This is a genomic window from Brevundimonas faecalis (assembly GCF_040549405.1).
In the GTDB taxonomy this organism is placed as follows: Bacteria; Pseudomonadota; Alphaproteobacteria; order Caulobacterales; family Caulobacteraceae; genus Brevundimonas; species Brevundimonas faecalis.
Genome location: NZ_JBEPTF010000001.1, coordinates 1,266,628 through 1,281,961, shown reverse-complemented (window position 1 = coordinate 1,281,961; position 15,334 = coordinate 1,266,628). Strand labels below are relative to the sequence as shown.

The window sequence follows — 15,334 nt, the reverse complement described above, 5'->3', positions numbered from 1 at the left end:
ATGGAGATCGCATGTGAGCGAACATGAGCGTCGCCCCGCACCGCACAAGGCCCCGGGCATGCGGATCGCCACCCTGCGCGCCCTTCTGGGCCGACGCGACTATGTGGTCTATTCAGCGGGCAACGCCGTCTCCCTGATCGGCACCTGGATTCAGGCCATCGCCTTCGGCTGGACCGCCTGGAGCATGACCGAGTCGCCTCTGTGGCTGGGCGTGGTCTCGGCCGCAGGCCTGATCCCGACCATATTGGCGGGCCTGGCCGGGGGCGTGCTGGCCGACAGCCTGGACCGGCTGAAGCTGACCCTCCTGACCCAGGGCGCCTCATTCCTTCTGACCATCACCCTCTTCGCCCTTTACCGAATGGAGGCTCTGAACATTGGGCTGCTAGTGGTGTTCAAGGGGTTGCTGGCGGGGATCACCGCCCTGTCACAACCGGCGCGCATGGCCCTGGTTCCGCAACTGGTCGGACCCGGCCTGATCGGGCCGGCGGTCTCCTTCTCCTCCATGACCTTCAACACGGCGCGCTTCATCGGTCCGGCGGTCGCGGGCCTCATACTGGTCGTCTGGGATGCGGGCGCCGCCTTCCTCATCAACGCCCTGACCTTCCTGGTGATGGCCGCCGCCATCCTGATGTTGCGCCTGCCCAAGGACGCGACCCGCCCGGCAGCACGCCCAGCCTCCGAAGAAGGCGTCGCGAATCGTCTGAAGGCCGGATGGCGCCACGTCGCCACCCACCCCGGCGCCCTGGCCCTGTTCCTGATGCTGGTCGTGGTGGTGCTGACGGTGCGTCCGGTGTCAGATTTCCTGCCGGCCCTGGTCAGCCGCATTCATGGACGCGGGGTGGAGGCCGTCGCCGCCCTGACCTCCAGCCTGGCCCTGGGCAGTCTGCTGGGCGGCCTCTGGACAGCGGGGCGACCGTTGAACGGCATGACCGCCTCGACCCTGAAGGCGGCCTTCCTCTACGCCCTGTGCGTCGCGGCCTTCATCCTGACGCCGAACTTCTGGATCGGCTGCCTGATCCTGACCGCCGCCGGCGCCTTCACCGCCGTCTTCTCCATCTCGGCCCAGACCTTGGTCCAGACCAGCACGCCCGACGCCATGCGCGGCCGCGTGATGAGCCTGTGGTTCATCCTGGTCCGAGGCGGGCCGGACCTGGGCGCCCTGCTGATCGGCCTGAGCGCGGCCCGTCTGGGGCTGCACGCGGCTTTTCTGGGCGGCGTCGCCCTGTGCCTGGGCGCGACCGCCTGGGCCTGGTTCCGCCTCTCGCGCCTCTCGCCGGAACTGGAGCAGGAGGCCCCGTCTCGCTAGGAAACGACCCAAGAGAAGATGTTGTTATAATCATATAACGTGTTATGTTTGAATCATGCCACACGCCGTTCACATCCATGACAGCCCGCCGCCCCAAGGGGTGGAGCCGTTGGTGCTGCGGCGCGTCAGCAGCGCCTTTCCCACGGGGGTGACGATCGTCTCGATCCTGACGCCCGACGGCGAGCCCTGCGGCCTGACGGTCAACTCCTTCACCAGCGTCTCCCTGGACCCGCCCCTGGTGTCATGGAGCCTGAAGAAGACCTCGCCCAGCCTGGAACATTTCGACCGGGCCACGGCAGGGATCATCAGCATCCTGTCCCAGGAACAGGCCGAGTTGGCGCTGCGCTTCGCCTCTCCCCTGCCCGACAAGTTCGCGGGCGTGGCTCACAGTCCGTGTCCGCGCGGGGCGCCGATCATCGACGGCAGCCTGGCCCATCTGGAATGCAGCCCCTGGAGCCGCGTCGAGGCCGGGGATCATGTCCTCTACATCTGGCGCGTCGAACACGCCCGCCTCAACACCCTGACCGCCCCGCTGACGTTTCACGCTGGCGGCTTCCGTCAGCTTTCGGCATGACCGGAATGAGCAGGTTCGGAATGGGGGATAGCCGATAAATGCTGACCATGATCCTGAGGCGATTGCTGATCGCCGTGCCGACCATACTCGTCATCATCGTGGTGTCGTTCCTGATCATCAAACTGGCGCCGGGCAGCCCGTTTGACAGCCTGGCCGATCTCGATCCCCAGCAACTGGCGAACCTCGAGGCGGCCTATAATCTGGACAAGCCGGTCCTGGTTCAGTTCTGGCTCTATTTCAGCGGCCTGCTGCAAGGCGACATGGGCCAGTCCTTCGTCTTCCGGGACCGCACGGTTTCCGAAATCATCGTCCAGGGTTTCCCCGTCAGCGCCCAGATCGGCCTGTCCGCCGTGGCGGTCGGAACCAGCCTTGGCATCGCGCTCGGCCTGATGGCCGCCCTGCGCAAGAACAGCGCCGTCGACTACGGCGTCATGTCCCTGACCATGTTCGGGGTGGCCGTGCCGACCTTCGTCACCGCGCCCCTGATGGTCCTGCTGTTCGGCCTGACCCTGGGCTGGCTGCCGATCGCGGGCTGGCAGGGCGGCGACATCCGCCACATGATCCTGCCCGTCGCGGCCCTGGCCCTGCCCAAGGCGGGGATCGTCGCCCGCATCACACGCGGCAGCATGCTGGAGGTCCTGCGGGCCAATCACGTACGCACCGCGCGGTCCAAGGGCCTGCCCGAACGCCTCGTCATCTGGCGCCACACCCTGCGCGCCGGCCTGATGCCGGTCGTCAGTTACCTGGGCCCGGCCATCGCCACCGTCATGACCGGCTCGGTCGTCATCGAGCAGATCTTCGGCCTGCCCGGCATCGGCCGCAGTTTCATCGAAGGCGCCGTGAACCGCGACTATCCGGTCGTGATGGGCATCACCATCCTCTACGCCGCCCTGATCATCCTGATGAACCTGCTGGTCGACATCGCCTACCGCTTCCTGGATCCCCGCGCGGAGCAGGCGTCATGACCGAACAGATCATCAACGCCCCCGCCCTGGACGCCGTTCCGCCCGGCAAGTCGCCGGGCCGCCGCGCGCTGGATCGTTTCATGCGCAACCGCATGGCCATGGGCGGGGTCGTGGTCATCGCGATCATCGCGATCCTGTCCTTCCTCGTACCGGCCCTCAGCCCTCACGACATCGTCGAGGTGAACTGGAGCCATGTCCTCAGCCCGCCGTCCTTCAGCAGCGGTTTCTGGTTCGGCACCGACGTGAACGGCCGCGACCTGATGGTCCGCACCTTCTACGCCGGGCGGATATCCTTGGCGATCGGCCTGCTGGCCACCGCCATCGCCTTCGTCATCGGCGTGGTCTACGGCTCGATTTCGGGTTTCTTCGGGGGGCGGGTCGATGCGGTCATGATGCGCATCTGCGACGTCATCTACGCCCTGCCGACCCTGTTCTTCATCGTCATCCTGGTCACGGTGTTCCGGGCCAAGAACATCTTCTTCGTCTTCATGTGCATCGGCGCCGTCGAATGGCTGACCATGGCGCGGATCGTGCGGGGCCAGACCCTGTCGGTGAAGCGCAAGGAGTATGTGGAATCCGCCTGGGCCATCGGCCTGCCGCGCTCGAAGATCCTGACCCGCTACATCATCCCCAATGTGACGGGGGCGGTGATCGTCTACGTCACCCTGCTGATCCCGGTGAACATCCTGATCGAAAGCTATCTGAGCTTCCTGGGCCTGGGCGTGCAGGAGCCGCTGACCAGTTGGGGCCTGCTGATCGCCCAGGGCAGCACGGAACTGGCCGGCGCGCCCTGGTTGCTGATCTTCCCAGCCTTCTTCCTGACTGTGACCCTGTTTGCCTTCAACTTCATCGGTGACGGACTGCGTGATGCCCTCGACCCCAGAGATCGCTAAGCCGGGCTCCGGCGCGCCGGTCCTGGAGACCCAGGATCTAACGGTGCGCTTTCACGCCGACGAAGGCGTGGTCGCCGCCGTCAACGGCCTGAACCTGCGCGTCGAACGCGGCGAGTGCTTCGGCGTCGTCGGCGAATCCGGCTCCGGCAAAAGCCAGGCCTTCATGTCCATCATGGGTCTGCTGGCCCAGAACGGCCACGCGACCGGCAGCGCCCGGCTGAACGGACGCGAGATCCTGAACGCCCCGCGCAAGGCGCTGGACACGATCCGCGGCTCGGAGATGGCCCTGATCTTCCAGGACCCGATGAGCGCCCTGACCCCCTTCATGCGCATCGGCGAACAGATGCGCGAAAGCCTGATGCAGCATCAGGGCGCCTCGGCCCAGGCCGCGCGCGAACGGGTTCTGGAAGTGCTGGAGATGGTCCGCATTCCCGACGCCAAGCGCCGCATCGGCCAGTATCCGCACGAACTGTCGGGCGGAATGCGTCAGCGCGTGATGATCGCCCAGGCCCTGCTGTGCAAGCCGTCCCTGCTGATCGCGGACGAGCCGACCACCGCCCTGGACGTGACGGTCCAGGCTGAAATCCTGAACATCTTCGCCGGGCTGAAGAAGCACACGGACACGGCCATCATCATCATCACCCACGACCTGGGCGTCATCGCCTCCGTCTGCGACCGCGCCGCCGTCATGTACGCCGGCCGGGTGGTCGAGGAAGGCGGGGTGCAGGACCTCTTCTATCGCCCGGCCCATCCCTACACCGCCGGTCTGCTGCGCTCCGTGCCGGCGATCGACGCCGATCCGGACGTCGACATGCCGGTGATCCCCGGCCAGCCGCCGAACCTGGCCCGCCTGGGCGCCGGCTGCGCCTTCCGGCCCCGTTGCGGCCAGTCCATGACGGTCTGCGCCGAAACCGCGCCCCCGCTGCGCCCCCGCGCCGGTCCGGCCCATCGCAGCGCCTGCCACGCCGAGACGGTCCTATGAGCGAAGTCCTGCTGCGCGTCGAAAACCTGAAGGTCGCCTATCCGGTCGCCAGGCGCATGTTCCAGCGGGGACCGACCCAGACGGTGAAGGCCGTCGACGACGTCTCCTTCGAGGTTCGCGCGGGCGAGGCCCTGGGCGTCGTCGGCGAGTCCGGCTGCGGCAAGTCCAGCCTGGGCCGCGCCATCGTCAATCTGATCAAGCCGAGCGAAGGTCGCGTCCTGTGGTTGGGCCGCGACATCGCGGGCCTGTCGGCGAACGAGATGCGCCCCCTGCGACGCGACATCCAGATCGTCTTCCAGGACCCCCTGTCCAGCCACAATCCGCGCATGTCGGTCGGCCGCATCATCGGCGAGCCTCTGGAACTGTTCTCACCGGAACTGACCTCGACCGAGCGCGAGGCGGCGGTGCGGGAGATGATGCGCAATGTCGGCCTGAACCCCGAATTCTACGACCGCTATCCGCACGAATTGTCCGGCGGCCAGAGCCAGCGCGTCAGCATCGCCCGCGCCATGATCCTGAAGCCCCGGATCGTGGTCTGCGACGAACCGGTCAGCGCCCTGGACGTCTCGACCCAGGCCCAGATCATCAACCTGATCCGCAGACTGAAGCGCGACTTCGGCGTGGCCGTCATCTTCATCAGCCACGACCTGTCCGTGGTGCGCCGCCTGTGCGAGCGGGTGATGGTCATGTACCTGGGCCGCGTCATGGAGATAGGCCCGCGCGAGACCCTCTTCGACCAGCCCCGCCATCCCTATACGCGCGCCCTGATCGCCGCGGTGCCGATTCCCGATCCGGCGCGGCAGGCGGCGCGTCCTCCGATCCGTCTGACGGGCGAGATCGCCAGCCCCATCGACCCGCCGTCGGGCTGCGTCTTCCGAACCCGCTGCCCGGACCAGGCGCCGCCCTGTCGGGCCCGCATTCCCCAGACCAGCATCCTCCAGACGCCTTTCGGCGACCACGCCGCCGCCTGTCACTTCGCGGTCCCGGCCGAGGACTGATCCCTCTCCAGGATCGCCGTCGAGAAAAGGAAAAGGCCGGTCCCGAAGGACCGGCCTTTTCGCGATCGCGCGTCCGAATGCGCCGGACGGACGCGCCCTCGCCTCAAGCGCGCCTCAACCCTGCCAGTAGCTGGTCCAGCGCACCTTGTCCTTCAGATAGGCCGCGGCCTCGGCCTTGGTGTTGGGCACGTGATCCAGCCACAGATTGGGATCGTGACGCTCACGATAGTCTTCATAAACATGACGATAGAGCGAGAAGTGCACGTCGGGGATGCGGTGCGCCTTGCGATATTCCGCCATGTCGATCAGGGCGCGCCGCTTGGTCTCGAAGATGCCCGCCTCGGCCAGGACGACCCCGCGCGGACCGAAGATGGACGACCGGCCGACCCAGTTGTTCTTCGGCGCCTGCTCGACGAAGTAATAGGGGTTGGTGCGCTCCACATCGATCGAGTTGTTCACGCTCGTGACGAAGGTGCCGTTGTGATAGGCCGTCAGGCGCATATCGTCCCATTCGCACCCGCCCGTGGCGGTGCGCAGGATCAGTTCCGCCCCCTTCAGCGCCATGCAGCGGAACAGCTCGGGCTCGAACTGGACCGAGGACATGGAGATGTTGCCGATGTCGGTGCGCTCGACCGGGATCACCCGATCCAGGCCATACATCTCCACATAGCGGTCGTAGACGTCGTAGATGGTGGTGGTGAACTGTTCGCCGCCCGGCGCCATGCCGCGCATGTTCCGCTGCTTCCAGTGGCGCGCGATCAGGTTCCCGTCCGGCCCAATCAATAGCTGGGTGTTCATGGTGTGGCCGGGCCAGTCGTCGTCCAGCATCTGGCAGCCCAGGGCGATATAGCAGCCGTACTGCTTGGCCTTGGCGCCGATGGCGGCGATCTCCGGTCCGTCCGGATGGCGCGAGACCCGCAGATACTGCTTCAGATCCCAGGGCGCGAAGCCGTGCAGCGGAAACTCGTGGAAGCACAGCAGGTCGCACCGGCCGCCGGTCTGCTGCGCCTTGTCGATGGCGTTCAGCAGATAGGCCAGGTTCTCCTTGATTCCCGGCTCGGGGTTGTCGGCGTCCACCGCGCGGACAGGGGTCTGCACCACGCCTATGGCCACCTTGTCGCGCCTCAGCGGCACGACCTCATAGCCGCCGTCATGGCGTACGAACGACGTTGCGTCGGACATTCAACCCTCCCTTAAAATCCCGGACCTTGATATTGCCGGGCGCGCCCTAATGCAATATCATCATAATAATATGATGTCTTAGGGTCGATTTTCCATGCTGATCAACAACTGGTACGTCGCCGCCACCTCCGACGCCGTCGAGGTCGGAAAGCCGATGGGCGTGCGCATGCTCGGCTTCGACTTCGTTCTTTATCGACTGGAAGACGGCGGCGTGGTCTGCCTGTCGGACGTCTGCGTCCACCGGGGCGCCTCCCTGTCGCGGGGCCAGTGCGTGGACGGCAAGGTCGCCTGCCCCTTCCACGGCTGGCAGTTCGACCCCAAGGGCGCCTGCGCCAAGATTCCGTCCATGGGCGACGACGCCCCGATCCCGCGCCGCGCCAAGATCGATTCCTATCCCACGGCCGAAAAATACGACCTGGTCTGGGTCTTCCTGGGCGACCTCCCGGAAGAGTTGCGCCCGCCCCTGCCCGATCTGCTGCCGGAATATCATCAGACCGACGCCTGGCGCACCACGCGCATGGTCTTCGAAGCCGACGCCAACTGGCAGAAGTTCGAGGAGAACTCCCTCGACACGGCCCACCTCTCCTTCGTCCACGCCACCTTCGGCAGCCGCATCAATCCCAAGGCGGTGGACGCCCCGCTGGAACGCACGGCCTTCGGCGCCCGCGTAAAACGCGAACGTCCCGCTCCCAAGGCGGCGCAGAAATCCGGCGTCCTGGGCGCCCTGCTGTCCGAGGAACGCGAAAAGACCTCGGTCGAACTGGAGTTCTCCATCCTGGGCGTCTGCCACCGGATCAATCCGACCTTCCGCCCGGGCATGAGCCAGGTCACCTTCTCGGCCTCGACCCCGATCGACGCCCGGAACACGCGCCAGTTCGGCCTGCAGGCCCGCAACTACGCCATCGAGCCCGAGCATGACGAAGAACGCCTGACGGGCCGCCGCAACGCCATCAACGAAGACATCGCCGTCATCCGCCACGTCCGCCCCGCCATCGGCCCGACCAGCTTCCGCGAGGAGGTCCTGGTCAAGTCGGACGAGATGGAAAGCAACTTCCGCCACATGGTGCTGCGGATGATCGACGCCGGCTGGCTGATCGACCACGAACAGGTCGAGAAGACCTGGGACCACAAGGTCTATGTCATTCCCAGCCCCGCCCGCCGCCAGGATCCGACCGGCTGGGCGCACGAGGCCGTCCCCACCACGCGCCCGCGCACCAAGGACGACATCTGGCGGACCCTGGCCGAAGAGGCCGGGCAGCCCCTGAACGAAGGAGTCGCCGCGGCATGAGTTCGCCCCGCCCCCTGCCCCACGCCATGTCGCCCATGCCCGACTTCGAGGAACAGGCGCGGCTGGACTTCGCCATGGCCCTGAAAGGCGTCCTGCGCGGCCCTATGCGCGAGACCCTGCCGGTCATCTATGAGAAGAAGGCCGCTCCCGCCTGGGCCGAAACCCATGGACGCCGCCCGCAGGTCTGGCGCGAAGCCGCCGACGCCATGGAGGACGACACCGCCTATCGCTGGTGGAGCGCCCTCGGCCGCGCCCAGCAGGAATTCTATGTCGACGTCACCTCGACCGTCTGCGAACGCCAGCACGAGGAACTGATCGAACGCTTCCGCAGGATCACCGGCGGCGAGACGAAGGGCTCCCTGCAACTGGGCCTGAACGAACCCCTGCCCGCCTATCAGGGCGAAGTCGACATCCACTGCGTGCCGGGCTCCTATTTCATCGAGCGCACTGAAGACGACGTCTGGTCCGGCGCCCGCAGCGACCTGGGCTCCTTCGTCTTCTCCATGGGCAAGCACGGCGCCCTGAACGAGGAAAAGGGGCTGGCCGGCGTCGCCTATGTCCAGAATCGCTTCCCCGATCTGAAGGTCGAGCGGGTTCTGGATCTGGGCTGCACCGTCGGTCTATCGACCCTGCCCTATTGCGACGGCTTCCCGGGGGCGGAGGTTCACGCCCTGGACCTGTCGGCGCCCTCGCTGCGCTACGGCCACGCCCGCGCCGAAGCCCTGGGGAAGGCGGTGCACTTCCGTCAGGGGAACGCCGAGCACGCCCCCTACCCCGACGGCCACTTCGATCTGATCGTGTCGCATATCCTGCTGCACGAAACCTCGCGCGCGGGCCTGGAGGCCATCGTGGCCGAGTGCTTCCGCCTGCTGAAGCCCGGCGGGGTCATGCTGCACGTCGAGGTGCCTGTGCGCCGCACCGACCCCTTCGACCAGTTCCTGTCCAACTGGGACGCCGCCCACAACAACGAACCCTTCTGGTCCACCCTGGGCGAAATGGATCTGATCGATCCCGCCGTCCGCGCCGGCTTCGATCCGAGCGACATCTTCGAGGAACCGCTGCGGACACACACTTCGCTGCGCGGCGCCTGGCTGGGTTACGGCGCCCGGAAATCCGCAGGAGCCGCCGCATGACCTCGATCCCTCCCCTGCCCAAGGCGTCGAAGGGCGGCCGCCCCTTCTCCCTGGAGAACGCCGACCACGAACGTCTGCTGACCATGATCATCGCCCTGGCGGCCGAGGTCAGCACCCTGCACGACAAGCTCGACAATCTGACCCAGGTGGCGGGTCGCGACGCGCCCTTCAGCGCCGCCGACGTCGAAGCCTACCAGCCCGAACCGGCCGAAGCCGAGGCCCGCGCCAGACGCCGCCAAGCCTTCGTCGGCCGCGTCCTGCGCATCATCCAGGCCGACTTCGAGCGGGCCCAGACGACCGACGACATGGCCTATGACGACATCCTCGCCATGGTCGCCAAGGAGCCCGAGCGCGCCTGACCCCTCAGCGCGGCTTTGGCGAAGCGGGCGGCGGCGCGGCCGTCGCCCGTGAAGCCAGGAAGACGTGGTGCGTGTACTTGTCCGCCCGATAATGGGCCAGCAACAGCTCCACCGGACGATTGTCCGCATCCATCACCAGCAGGCTCAGACGGACCAGGGGCGACCCGACCGGCACGTCCAGCTTGCTGGACAACTGGCTGTCGGCCAGGGTGGCGCCGATCAGCTGATGCGCGCCCAGGATGGCGATCCCCTTGGATTCCAGCAGGGTCGGCGACGGCGCGTGCAGGTCCTCGGGCGTGATCTCCACGTTCAGGCGCGCGGGCACATAGATGTCCGTCACCCCGATAGCCTCGCCGTCGCGCAGACGGATGTAGGAGGCGTGGACCACGTCTTCCGGACCGTCCAGCTGCAGGTCGCGCACCACCTGGTCGTCGGCGCTCTCGGTGCGGATCACCAGGTCGCCCAGCTTGGAGCGCCCATCCAGGGTCCGCAGACGCCGAACCAGTTCCGACAGGTCGCCCCGGTTCGGCGCATCCGCGGCCTGGCCGCTGACGAAGGTGCCGCGTCCCTGGATGCGCTCGACCATGCCTTCCTTTTCCAGCATCTCGACCGCCGAGCGGATGGTGATGCGGGACACGGAAAACAGATCGGACAGCTCGCTTTCCGACGGCAGGCGCTCGCCGTGGGCATAGACCCCCTGCAGGATCCAGTCGCGCAACACCGCATAGACCTGCGCGTAGCGGGGCGACCGGACATTGGGGTCGATGGTGATCGGGGGATGAGGCCGCATGGGGTCTCCTGGCCGCTTGCTTGTCGGGTTCAACAAAGCGTCCGGTACGATTCGGTCGCGTTGGTTATGATGTCCTAACGTCATAGGGCTTGGCTAGACCTTGGGAAACAGGGATGAATCATCCGCTCGCCCCTAGCTGTCACAGCGTATCTTCCGCGCACGGACGGCGATCTGGGCGATGAAGTCCCACGGCGGACGCCTTCTTCGCCGTGTTCGGGATTATCACTTGCATCTCAAGCCCTATTGTCATAACGATATGACATCTTAATCAGACAGATCAGGAGAGGGCGCGATGAAGATGGCGGCCGTCAATCCCCGGACGGGCGAGCGCGACTATGAGTTCGCCGCCGCGAGCGCCCAGGACGTGGCCGACGTCGCAGCCGCCCTGCGCCGCGCGCAACCGGAATGGCTGGCTCTGGGCGTCCAAGGCCGCGTCGCCGCCCTGTCGCGCTGGGCCGACGCCGTCGCCGCCCATCGCCTGCCGATCATCGCCGCCCTGGCCCAGGACACCGGCCGCTGGTTCCTGTCGGAGACCGAGGTGGACGGGGCTGTCCGCAACCTGCGCCGCTGGGCCGCCCTGGCGCCGGAAATGCTGGGCGACGACATGCGCGGGCCGGAAAAGGCTTCGGCTCTGATCCCCACGGTCCGATACCAGAACCAGTCCGTCCCCTATCCGCTGTCGGGCTTCATCTCGCCGTGGAACTTCCCGGTGACGCTCAGCCTGATCGACGCCGTTCCGGCCCTCGCCGCTGGCTCCGCCGCCCTGATCAAGCCGTCCGAGGTCACGCCCCGCTTCGTCGCTCCCCTGCTGGAAACCCTGGATGCCGTGCCGGAACTGAAGTCCGTCCTGGCCTTCGTCCTGGGCGACGGTGCCGTCGGCCAGGCCCTGATCGATCAGGTCGACCTGGTCTGCTTCACCGGCTCGGTCGCCACCGGCCGCAAGGTCGCCGAGGCCGCCGCCCGCCGCTTCATCCCCGCCTCCCTGGAACTGGGCGGCAAGGACCCCGTCGTCATCCTGGAAAGCGCCGACCTGGATCAGGCCGTGGACGCCGTCCTGCGTGGCGGCCTGTCCAACAGCGGTCAGGCCTGCCTGTCGATCGAGCGCGTCTACGTCCAGCGCGCGATCCACGACGCCTTCCTCGACAAGCTGGCCGACAAGGCCTCGCGACTGACGCTGAACTGGCCCGACATCCACAGCGGCCACCTGGGCCCGCTGATCCACGCCCCGCAGGCCGGCATCATCGAGCGTCAGTTGAAGGACGCCGTGGCCAAGGGCGCGCGCGTCCTGACCGGGGGAGAAATCCGCACGGACGGCGGCGGTCGCTGGTGCCCCGCCACGGTCCTGGCCGACGTGACCCACGACATGGAGATCATGCGCGAGGAAACTTTCGGCCCCGTCCTGCCGGTCATGGCCTTCGACACGGCGGACGAAGCCGTCGCCCTGGCCAACGACACGACCTTCGGCCTGTCGGGCGCCGTCATCGCCGGGACCGTCGAAGAAGCCTTGCCGGTCGCCGAACGGATCAACGCCGGCGGCATGTCGGTCAACGACTGCGCCCTGACCATCCTGACCTATGAGCCGGAAAAGAACTCATTCGGCCTGTCCGGCATGGGCGGATCGCGCATGGGACCAGCCTCCATCAACCGCTTCCTGCGCCGCAAGGCCCTGATCATGCAATCCGGCGTCCCCGCGCCGCTCGACGTGCTGGAGGAATCCCGCGCGCCGAGCCGGGCCTGACGTCGCCGCAACCCCATTCCACCAGGAGATGAAGACCATGCCGATGTTGAAAGAAGTCGCCTTCTACGCCGAGTTGGAGGACGCGCGCCGTCCTCGCGGCTCCGGCAAGCACCCGTTCAGCCAGGCCTGGTCCTCGGGCGGCCTGACGCGTGAACAACTGGGTCAGTGGGCCGTCCAGCACTACTACTACATCTCGGCCATCCCCCAGCAGTTCGCCGCCCTCTACGCCCGCATGCCCGATCCCCAGGGCCGCGAGATGCTGATGGAGAACCTGGCCGGCGAGGAGCCCCCGCACGAGCCCGAGAAGTCGCACCCGCGCCTGCTGCTGAAGTTCGCCCGCGCCTGCGGCCTGACCGACGAGGACGTCACCGGCGCCGAGATCCGCGGCGACATCCTGCCCGGCACGCGCGCCATGCGCGCCTGGATCTGGGAACTGGCCACCCTTCGCCCGATCAACGAGGCCTGCGCGGGCATCATGGTCGCCCTGGAAGGCCAGTTGCCGACCCTCTATCCGGGCTATATCTCGGCCATGGAGAAGCTGGGCTTCACCGACGACGAGTTGGAATTCTTCCACGTCCACGTCGAGAACGACGACGAGCACGCCGAGGTCGGGCTTCAGCTCTGCCACCGCTTCTCCGACACGCCGGACCGCCAGAAGATGGCCGTCCAGGCCGTGCGCGGTTCGGCCGGGCTGCGCTACGACATGCTGTCGGAAATCCAGGCCTCGCTGGAAACGAGCCAGGCCGCGTGACCCTGAACCTGCTCGACGCCGCTGGAAGGGTTCTGCTGCTCAGCGGGGCCTGGGGCGGCGTCGGGCGGGCCGTCATGGCGCGCTGGCTCGCCGCCGGGGGGACGGTCGTCGCCCTGGACCGGGCGTCGTCTCCGGCGCTTGACGGCGTCACGGTCCTGACCTGCGACGTGACGGATGAAGCGGCCGTCGAAACGGCCGTAATCCAGGCGTTGGAGGCCCACGGCCGCATCGACGCCTTCGTCCATGCGGCCGGGATCGTCGGCGGCGGACCTCTGGAAGACATGGCCCTGTCCGACTGGCGCGCCGTCATGGACGCCAATCTGACCTCCGCCTTCCTGCTGACCCGCGCCCTGCACGCGCCGCTGCACGCCTCGAAGGGGGCCGTGGTCCTGCTGGGCTCCACCAACGGCGCCAACGGCGGGTCGGCCCTGTCCGGCGCGGCCTATGCGGCGGCCAAGGCCGGCGTCGCCAACCTGGGCCGCCACCTGGCCAAGGCCTGGTCGCCTCAGGTGCGGGTCAACGTCGTGGCCCCCGGCCCTGTCTGCACCCCCATGCTCGACCGCCTGTCGCCCGAGGCCCTGCGCGACCTGAAGGCCTCCCTGCTGACCGGCGAACTGATCGAGGCGGACGAGGTCGCCGCCGCCGTCGCCTTCCTGCTCTCGGACCACGCCCGCTCCATCACCGGAACGACGTTGAACCTGTCGGGCGGCCTCATTCTGGATTGATCGCCATGACCAGCGTCCCCGCCTCCGCCGTCGATGACCGGATCGTCGTGATCGGCGCTGGACATGCGGGCGGCGCCGTGGCCGGCTTCCTGCGCCAATACGGCCATCAAGGACCGATCGCCCTGGTCGGCCATGAGCCTCTGCCCCCCTATCAACGCCCGCCGCTCAGCAAGGCCTGGCTCAAGGGCGAGGTCGAGGCCGACGACCTGCTGCTGAAACCCCTGTCCTGGTATGCCGAGAACCACGTCGATCTGATGGTCGATACGGGCGTCACGGCCATTGACCGCGCCGCCCGGACGGTCGTGACGACCGACGGCCAGCGACTTCCCTACGATCGGCTGATCCTGGCCATGGGCGCGCGGGCGCGGTCCCTGGCTGTTCCCGGCGCCAGCCTGCCCGGCGTCCTGTCCCTGCGCACGGCGGCCGATGCGGAAGCCTTGAAGCAAGCCCTGATCCCCGGCCGACGCCTGGTTGTGGTCGGCGGCGGCTATGTGGGGCTGGAGGCCGCCGCCTCCGCCCGCGCCCTGGGCGTCGACGTGGTTCTGATCGAGCGCGAGACACGCCTGCTCGCCAGGGTCGCTTCCGAACCCCTGTCTCGTTTCTTCCATGCACGCCACACGGCGGAAGGGGTCGAGATCCTGACCGGCGTCGAACTGGCCGCCGTCGAGGGCGACGGAAAGGTCGAGGCCGTGCTTCTGTCGGACGGTCGCCGCCTCGCCTGCGACGCCGTGCTGATCGGGGTCGGCGCCCTGCCCAACGACGACCTGGCCCGGGCCTGCGGCATGGCCTGCGCCGACGGCGTGATCGTGGACAGCCAGGCCCGCACCGACGACCCCGCCGTCTTCGCCATAGGCGACGTCACGCGCCGTCCCCTGCCCCACCATGATCTCCACGCCCGGCTGGAAAGCGTTCCCAGCGCCCTGGAACAGGCCAAGCAGGCCGCCGCCGCGATCCTGGGCCGTCCCGCCCCATCGCCCGAAACGCCCTGGTTCTGGTCCGATCAGTATGACCTGAAGCTGCAGATTGCCGGCCTGCCCCACGGCGCCGACCGACAGGTGACGCGCGGCGACCCGTCCAGCGGCGCCTTCGCCATCTTCCACCTGAAGGGCGACCGCATCCTGGCGGTGGAGGCCGTCAACTCGCCCGCCGCCTTCATGGGCGCCCGCGCCCTGATCGGCGCCCAGGCCGCCGTCGTCGCAGAGCGGCTGGCCGACCCCGACCATTCCATGAAGGCCGTCGCGGCCTGAAGTCGAGCATCCCCCATGATCCAGGTCACCTACCTCACCCACGACGGCGTCGCCCATTCCGTCGAGCTCAAGCCGGGGCAGTCGGTCATGGAAGGGGCGGTGCGCAACAACATCCCCGGCATCGACGCCGACTGCGGCGGCGCCTGCGCCTGCGCCACCTGCCACGTCTACGTCGATCCCGATTGGCTGGAGAAGACCGGCGGCCCATCGGCCATGGAGGAGTCCATGCTGGACTTCGCCGAGGGCGTTCAGCCCAACAGCCGCCTGTCCTGTCAGATCAAGGCGTCCGAGCCCCTGAACGGTCTGCTGGTCCGCCTGCCCGAAAGCCAGGGATAGCCCCAAAAGCAGTCCGGCCCGATCCGTGTGGAGGACCGGGCCGGTTCACGACGCCTGGGCGTTGGGG

16 protein-coding genes are annotated in these 15,334 nt (G+C 67.6%); 14 read left to right on the top strand and 2 right to left on the bottom strand.

The genetic code is table 11. The features are described from left to right. The first annotated feature begins 13 nt into the window (after window positions 1-13). From ABIE19_RS06330 to ABIE19_RS06305, 6 genes are read left to right on the top strand one after another with little or no spacing between them, the layout of a single operon-like run. A complete protein-coding gene (locus ABIE19_RS06330) occupies window positions 14-1,306 on the top strand; it encodes an MFS transporter (RefSeq protein ID WP_354088274.1) in 1,293 nt (430 codons plus the stop codon). 55 nt (window positions 1,307-1,361) lie between these two features. Next, a complete protein-coding gene (locus ABIE19_RS06325; RefSeq protein ID WP_354088273.1) occupies window positions 1,362-1,880 on the top strand; it encodes a flavin reductase family protein in 519 nt (172 codons plus the stop codon). Window positions 1,881-1,918: 38 nt separating this feature from the next. Next, window positions 1,919-2,845, top strand: a complete 927-nt coding sequence (locus ABIE19_RS06320) for an ABC transporter permease (protein WP_354088272.1) — start codon at window positions 1,919-1,921, stop codon at window positions 2,843-2,845. Then, a complete protein-coding gene (locus ABIE19_RS06315; RefSeq protein WP_354088271.1) occupies window positions 2,842-3,738 on the top strand; it encodes an ABC transporter permease in 897 nt (298 codons plus the stop codon). The genes ABIE19_RS06320 and ABIE19_RS06315 overlap by 4 nt, the downstream gene beginning before the upstream one ends. Beyond that, window positions 3,713-4,720 (top strand): ABC transporter ATP-binding protein, encoded by a 1,008-nt coding sequence (locus tag ABIE19_RS06310; protein WP_354088270.1) that lies wholly within the window; start codon window positions 3,713-3,715, stop codon window positions 4,718-4,720. Before ABIE19_RS06315 ends, ABIE19_RS06310 begins: the two co-directional genes overlap by 26 nt. Continuing rightward, window positions 4,717-5,718: an ABC transporter ATP-binding protein gene (locus ABIE19_RS06305; protein WP_354088269.1), complete on the top strand. Its 1,002-nt coding sequence runs from the start codon at window positions 4,717-4,719 to the stop codon at window positions 5,716-5,718. Before ABIE19_RS06310 ends, ABIE19_RS06305 begins: the two co-directional genes overlap by 4 nt. A gap of 114 nt (window positions 5,719-5,832) precedes the next feature. Here the strand turns inward: ABIE19_RS06305 and ABIE19_RS06300 are convergent, their stop codons facing one another. After that, window positions 5,833-6,900 carry a nitrilase-related carbon-nitrogen hydrolase gene (locus tag ABIE19_RS06300; RefSeq protein WP_354088268.1) on the bottom strand — a complete coding sequence of 356 codons (1,068 nt, stop codon included), beginning with the start codon at window positions 6,898-6,900 and terminating at the stop codon, window positions 5,833-5,835. 94 nt (window positions 6,901-6,994) lie between these two features. Here ABIE19_RS06300 and ABIE19_RS06295 point away from each other — a divergent pair, with 94 nt between their 5' ends. From ABIE19_RS06295 to ABIE19_RS06285, 3 genes are read left to right on the top strand one after another with little or no spacing between them, the layout of a single operon-like run. Beyond that, window positions 6,995-8,188 carry a Rieske 2Fe-2S domain-containing protein gene (locus tag ABIE19_RS06295; protein ID WP_354088267.1) on the top strand — a complete coding sequence of 398 codons (1,194 nt, stop codon included), beginning with the start codon at window positions 6,995-6,997 and terminating at the stop codon, window positions 8,186-8,188. Continuing rightward, window positions 8,185-9,321 (top strand): class I SAM-dependent methyltransferase, encoded by a 1,137-nt coding sequence (locus ABIE19_RS06290; protein ID WP_354088266.1) that lies wholly within the window; start codon window positions 8,185-8,187, stop codon window positions 9,319-9,321. Before ABIE19_RS06295 ends, ABIE19_RS06290 begins: the two co-directional genes overlap by 4 nt. Then, window positions 9,318-9,680, top strand: a complete 363-nt coding sequence (locus ABIE19_RS06285) for a hypothetical protein (RefSeq protein ID WP_354088265.1) — start codon at window positions 9,318-9,320, stop codon at window positions 9,678-9,680. Before ABIE19_RS06290 ends, ABIE19_RS06285 begins: the two co-directional genes overlap by 4 nt. A 4-nt stretch (window positions 9,681-9,684) precedes the next feature. On the opposite strand, the gene ABIE19_RS06280 is transcribed toward ABIE19_RS06285, so the two are convergent. Then, window positions 9,685-10,470 (bottom strand): GntR family transcriptional regulator, encoded by a 786-nt coding sequence (locus ABIE19_RS06280; RefSeq protein WP_354088264.1) that lies wholly within the window; start codon window positions 10,468-10,470, stop codon window positions 9,685-9,687. Between the two features lie 292 nt (window positions 10,471-10,762). Here ABIE19_RS06280 and ABIE19_RS06275 point away from each other — a divergent pair, with 292 nt between their 5' ends. Genes ABIE19_RS06275 through ABIE19_RS06255 form a run of 5 tightly spaced genes read left to right on the top strand, consistent with a single transcriptional unit; the run spans window position 10,763 to window position 15,267 of the window. Continuing rightward, complete coding sequence (locus ABIE19_RS06275; RefSeq protein WP_354088263.1) at window positions 10,763-12,208, top strand: aldehyde dehydrogenase family protein; 1,446 nt, start codon at window positions 10,763-10,765, stop codon at window positions 12,206-12,208. Between the two features lie 37 nt (window positions 12,209-12,245). Further along, window positions 12,246-12,959 carry an iron-containing redox enzyme family protein gene (locus tag ABIE19_RS06270; RefSeq protein WP_354088262.1) on the top strand — a complete coding sequence of 238 codons (714 nt, stop codon included), beginning with the start codon at window positions 12,246-12,248 and terminating at the stop codon, window positions 12,957-12,959. After that, window positions 12,956-13,684: an SDR family NAD(P)-dependent oxidoreductase gene (locus tag ABIE19_RS06265; RefSeq protein ID WP_354088261.1), complete on the top strand. Its 729-nt coding sequence runs from the start codon at window positions 12,956-12,958 to the stop codon at window positions 13,682-13,684. The genes ABIE19_RS06270 and ABIE19_RS06265 overlap by 4 nt, the downstream gene beginning before the upstream one ends. Before the next feature lie 5 nt (window positions 13,685-13,689). Beyond that, window positions 13,690-14,931 carry an NAD(P)/FAD-dependent oxidoreductase gene (locus tag ABIE19_RS06260; protein ID WP_354088260.1) on the top strand — a complete coding sequence of 414 codons (1,242 nt, stop codon included), beginning with the start codon at window positions 13,690-13,692 and terminating at the stop codon, window positions 14,929-14,931. Between the two features lie 15 nt (window positions 14,932-14,946). Next, window positions 14,947-15,267 (top strand): 2Fe-2S iron-sulfur cluster-binding protein, encoded by a 321-nt coding sequence (locus ABIE19_RS06255; RefSeq protein ID WP_354088259.1) that lies wholly within the window; start codon window positions 14,947-14,949, stop codon window positions 15,265-15,267. Window positions 15,268-15,334: the final 67 nt, after the last annotated feature.

Bases quoted from the DNA above. Each gene is read 5' to 3' on its own strand.
- ABIE19_RS06305 (WP_354088269.1), top strand. From the start codon at position 4,717: ATGAGCGAAGTCCTGCTGCGCGTCGAAAACCTGAAGGTCGCCTATCCG.
- ABIE19_RS06325 (WP_354088273.1), top strand. From the start codon at position 1,362: ATGCCACACGCCGTTCACATCCATGACAGCCCGCCGCCCCAAGGGGTG.
- ABIE19_RS06300 (WP_354088268.1), bottom strand. From the start codon at position 6,900: ATGTCCGACGCAACGTCGTTCGTACGCCATGACGGCGGCTATGAGGTC.
- ABIE19_RS06290 (WP_354088266.1), top strand. From the start codon at position 8,185: ATGAGTTCGCCCCGCCCCCTGCCCCACGCCATGTCGCCCATGCCCGAC.
- ABIE19_RS06320 (WP_354088272.1), top strand. From the start codon at position 1,919: ATGCTGACCATGATCCTGAGGCGATTGCTGATCGCCGTGCCGACCATA.
- ABIE19_RS06260 (WP_354088260.1), top strand. From the start codon at position 13,690: ATGACCAGCGTCCCCGCCTCCGCCGTCGATGACCGGATCGTCGTGATC.
- ABIE19_RS06255 (WP_354088259.1), top strand. From the start codon at position 14,947: ATGATCCAGGTCACCTACCTCACCCACGACGGCGTCGCCCATTCCGTC.
- ABIE19_RS06285 (WP_354088265.1), top strand. From the start codon at position 9,318: ATGACCTCGATCCCTCCCCTGCCCAAGGCGTCGAAGGGCGGCCGCCCC.
- ABIE19_RS06315 (WP_354088271.1), top strand. From the start codon at position 2,842: ATGACCGAACAGATCATCAACGCCCCCGCCCTGGACGCCGTTCCGCCC.
- ABIE19_RS06295 (WP_354088267.1), top strand. From the start codon at position 6,995: ATGCTGATCAACAACTGGTACGTCGCCGCCACCTCCGACGCCGTCGAG.
- ABIE19_RS06280 (WP_354088264.1), bottom strand. From the start codon at position 10,470: ATGCGGCCTCATCCCCCGATCACCATCGACCCCAATGTCCGGTCGCCC.
- ABIE19_RS06310 (WP_354088270.1), top strand. From the start codon at position 3,713: ATGCCCTCGACCCCAGAGATCGCTAAGCCGGGCTCCGGCGCGCCGGTC.
- ABIE19_RS06270 (WP_354088262.1), top strand. From the start codon at position 12,246: ATGCCGATGTTGAAAGAAGTCGCCTTCTACGCCGAGTTGGAGGACGCG.
- ABIE19_RS06275 (WP_354088263.1), top strand. From the start codon at position 10,763: ATGAAGATGGCGGCCGTCAATCCCCGGACGGGCGAGCGCGACTATGAG.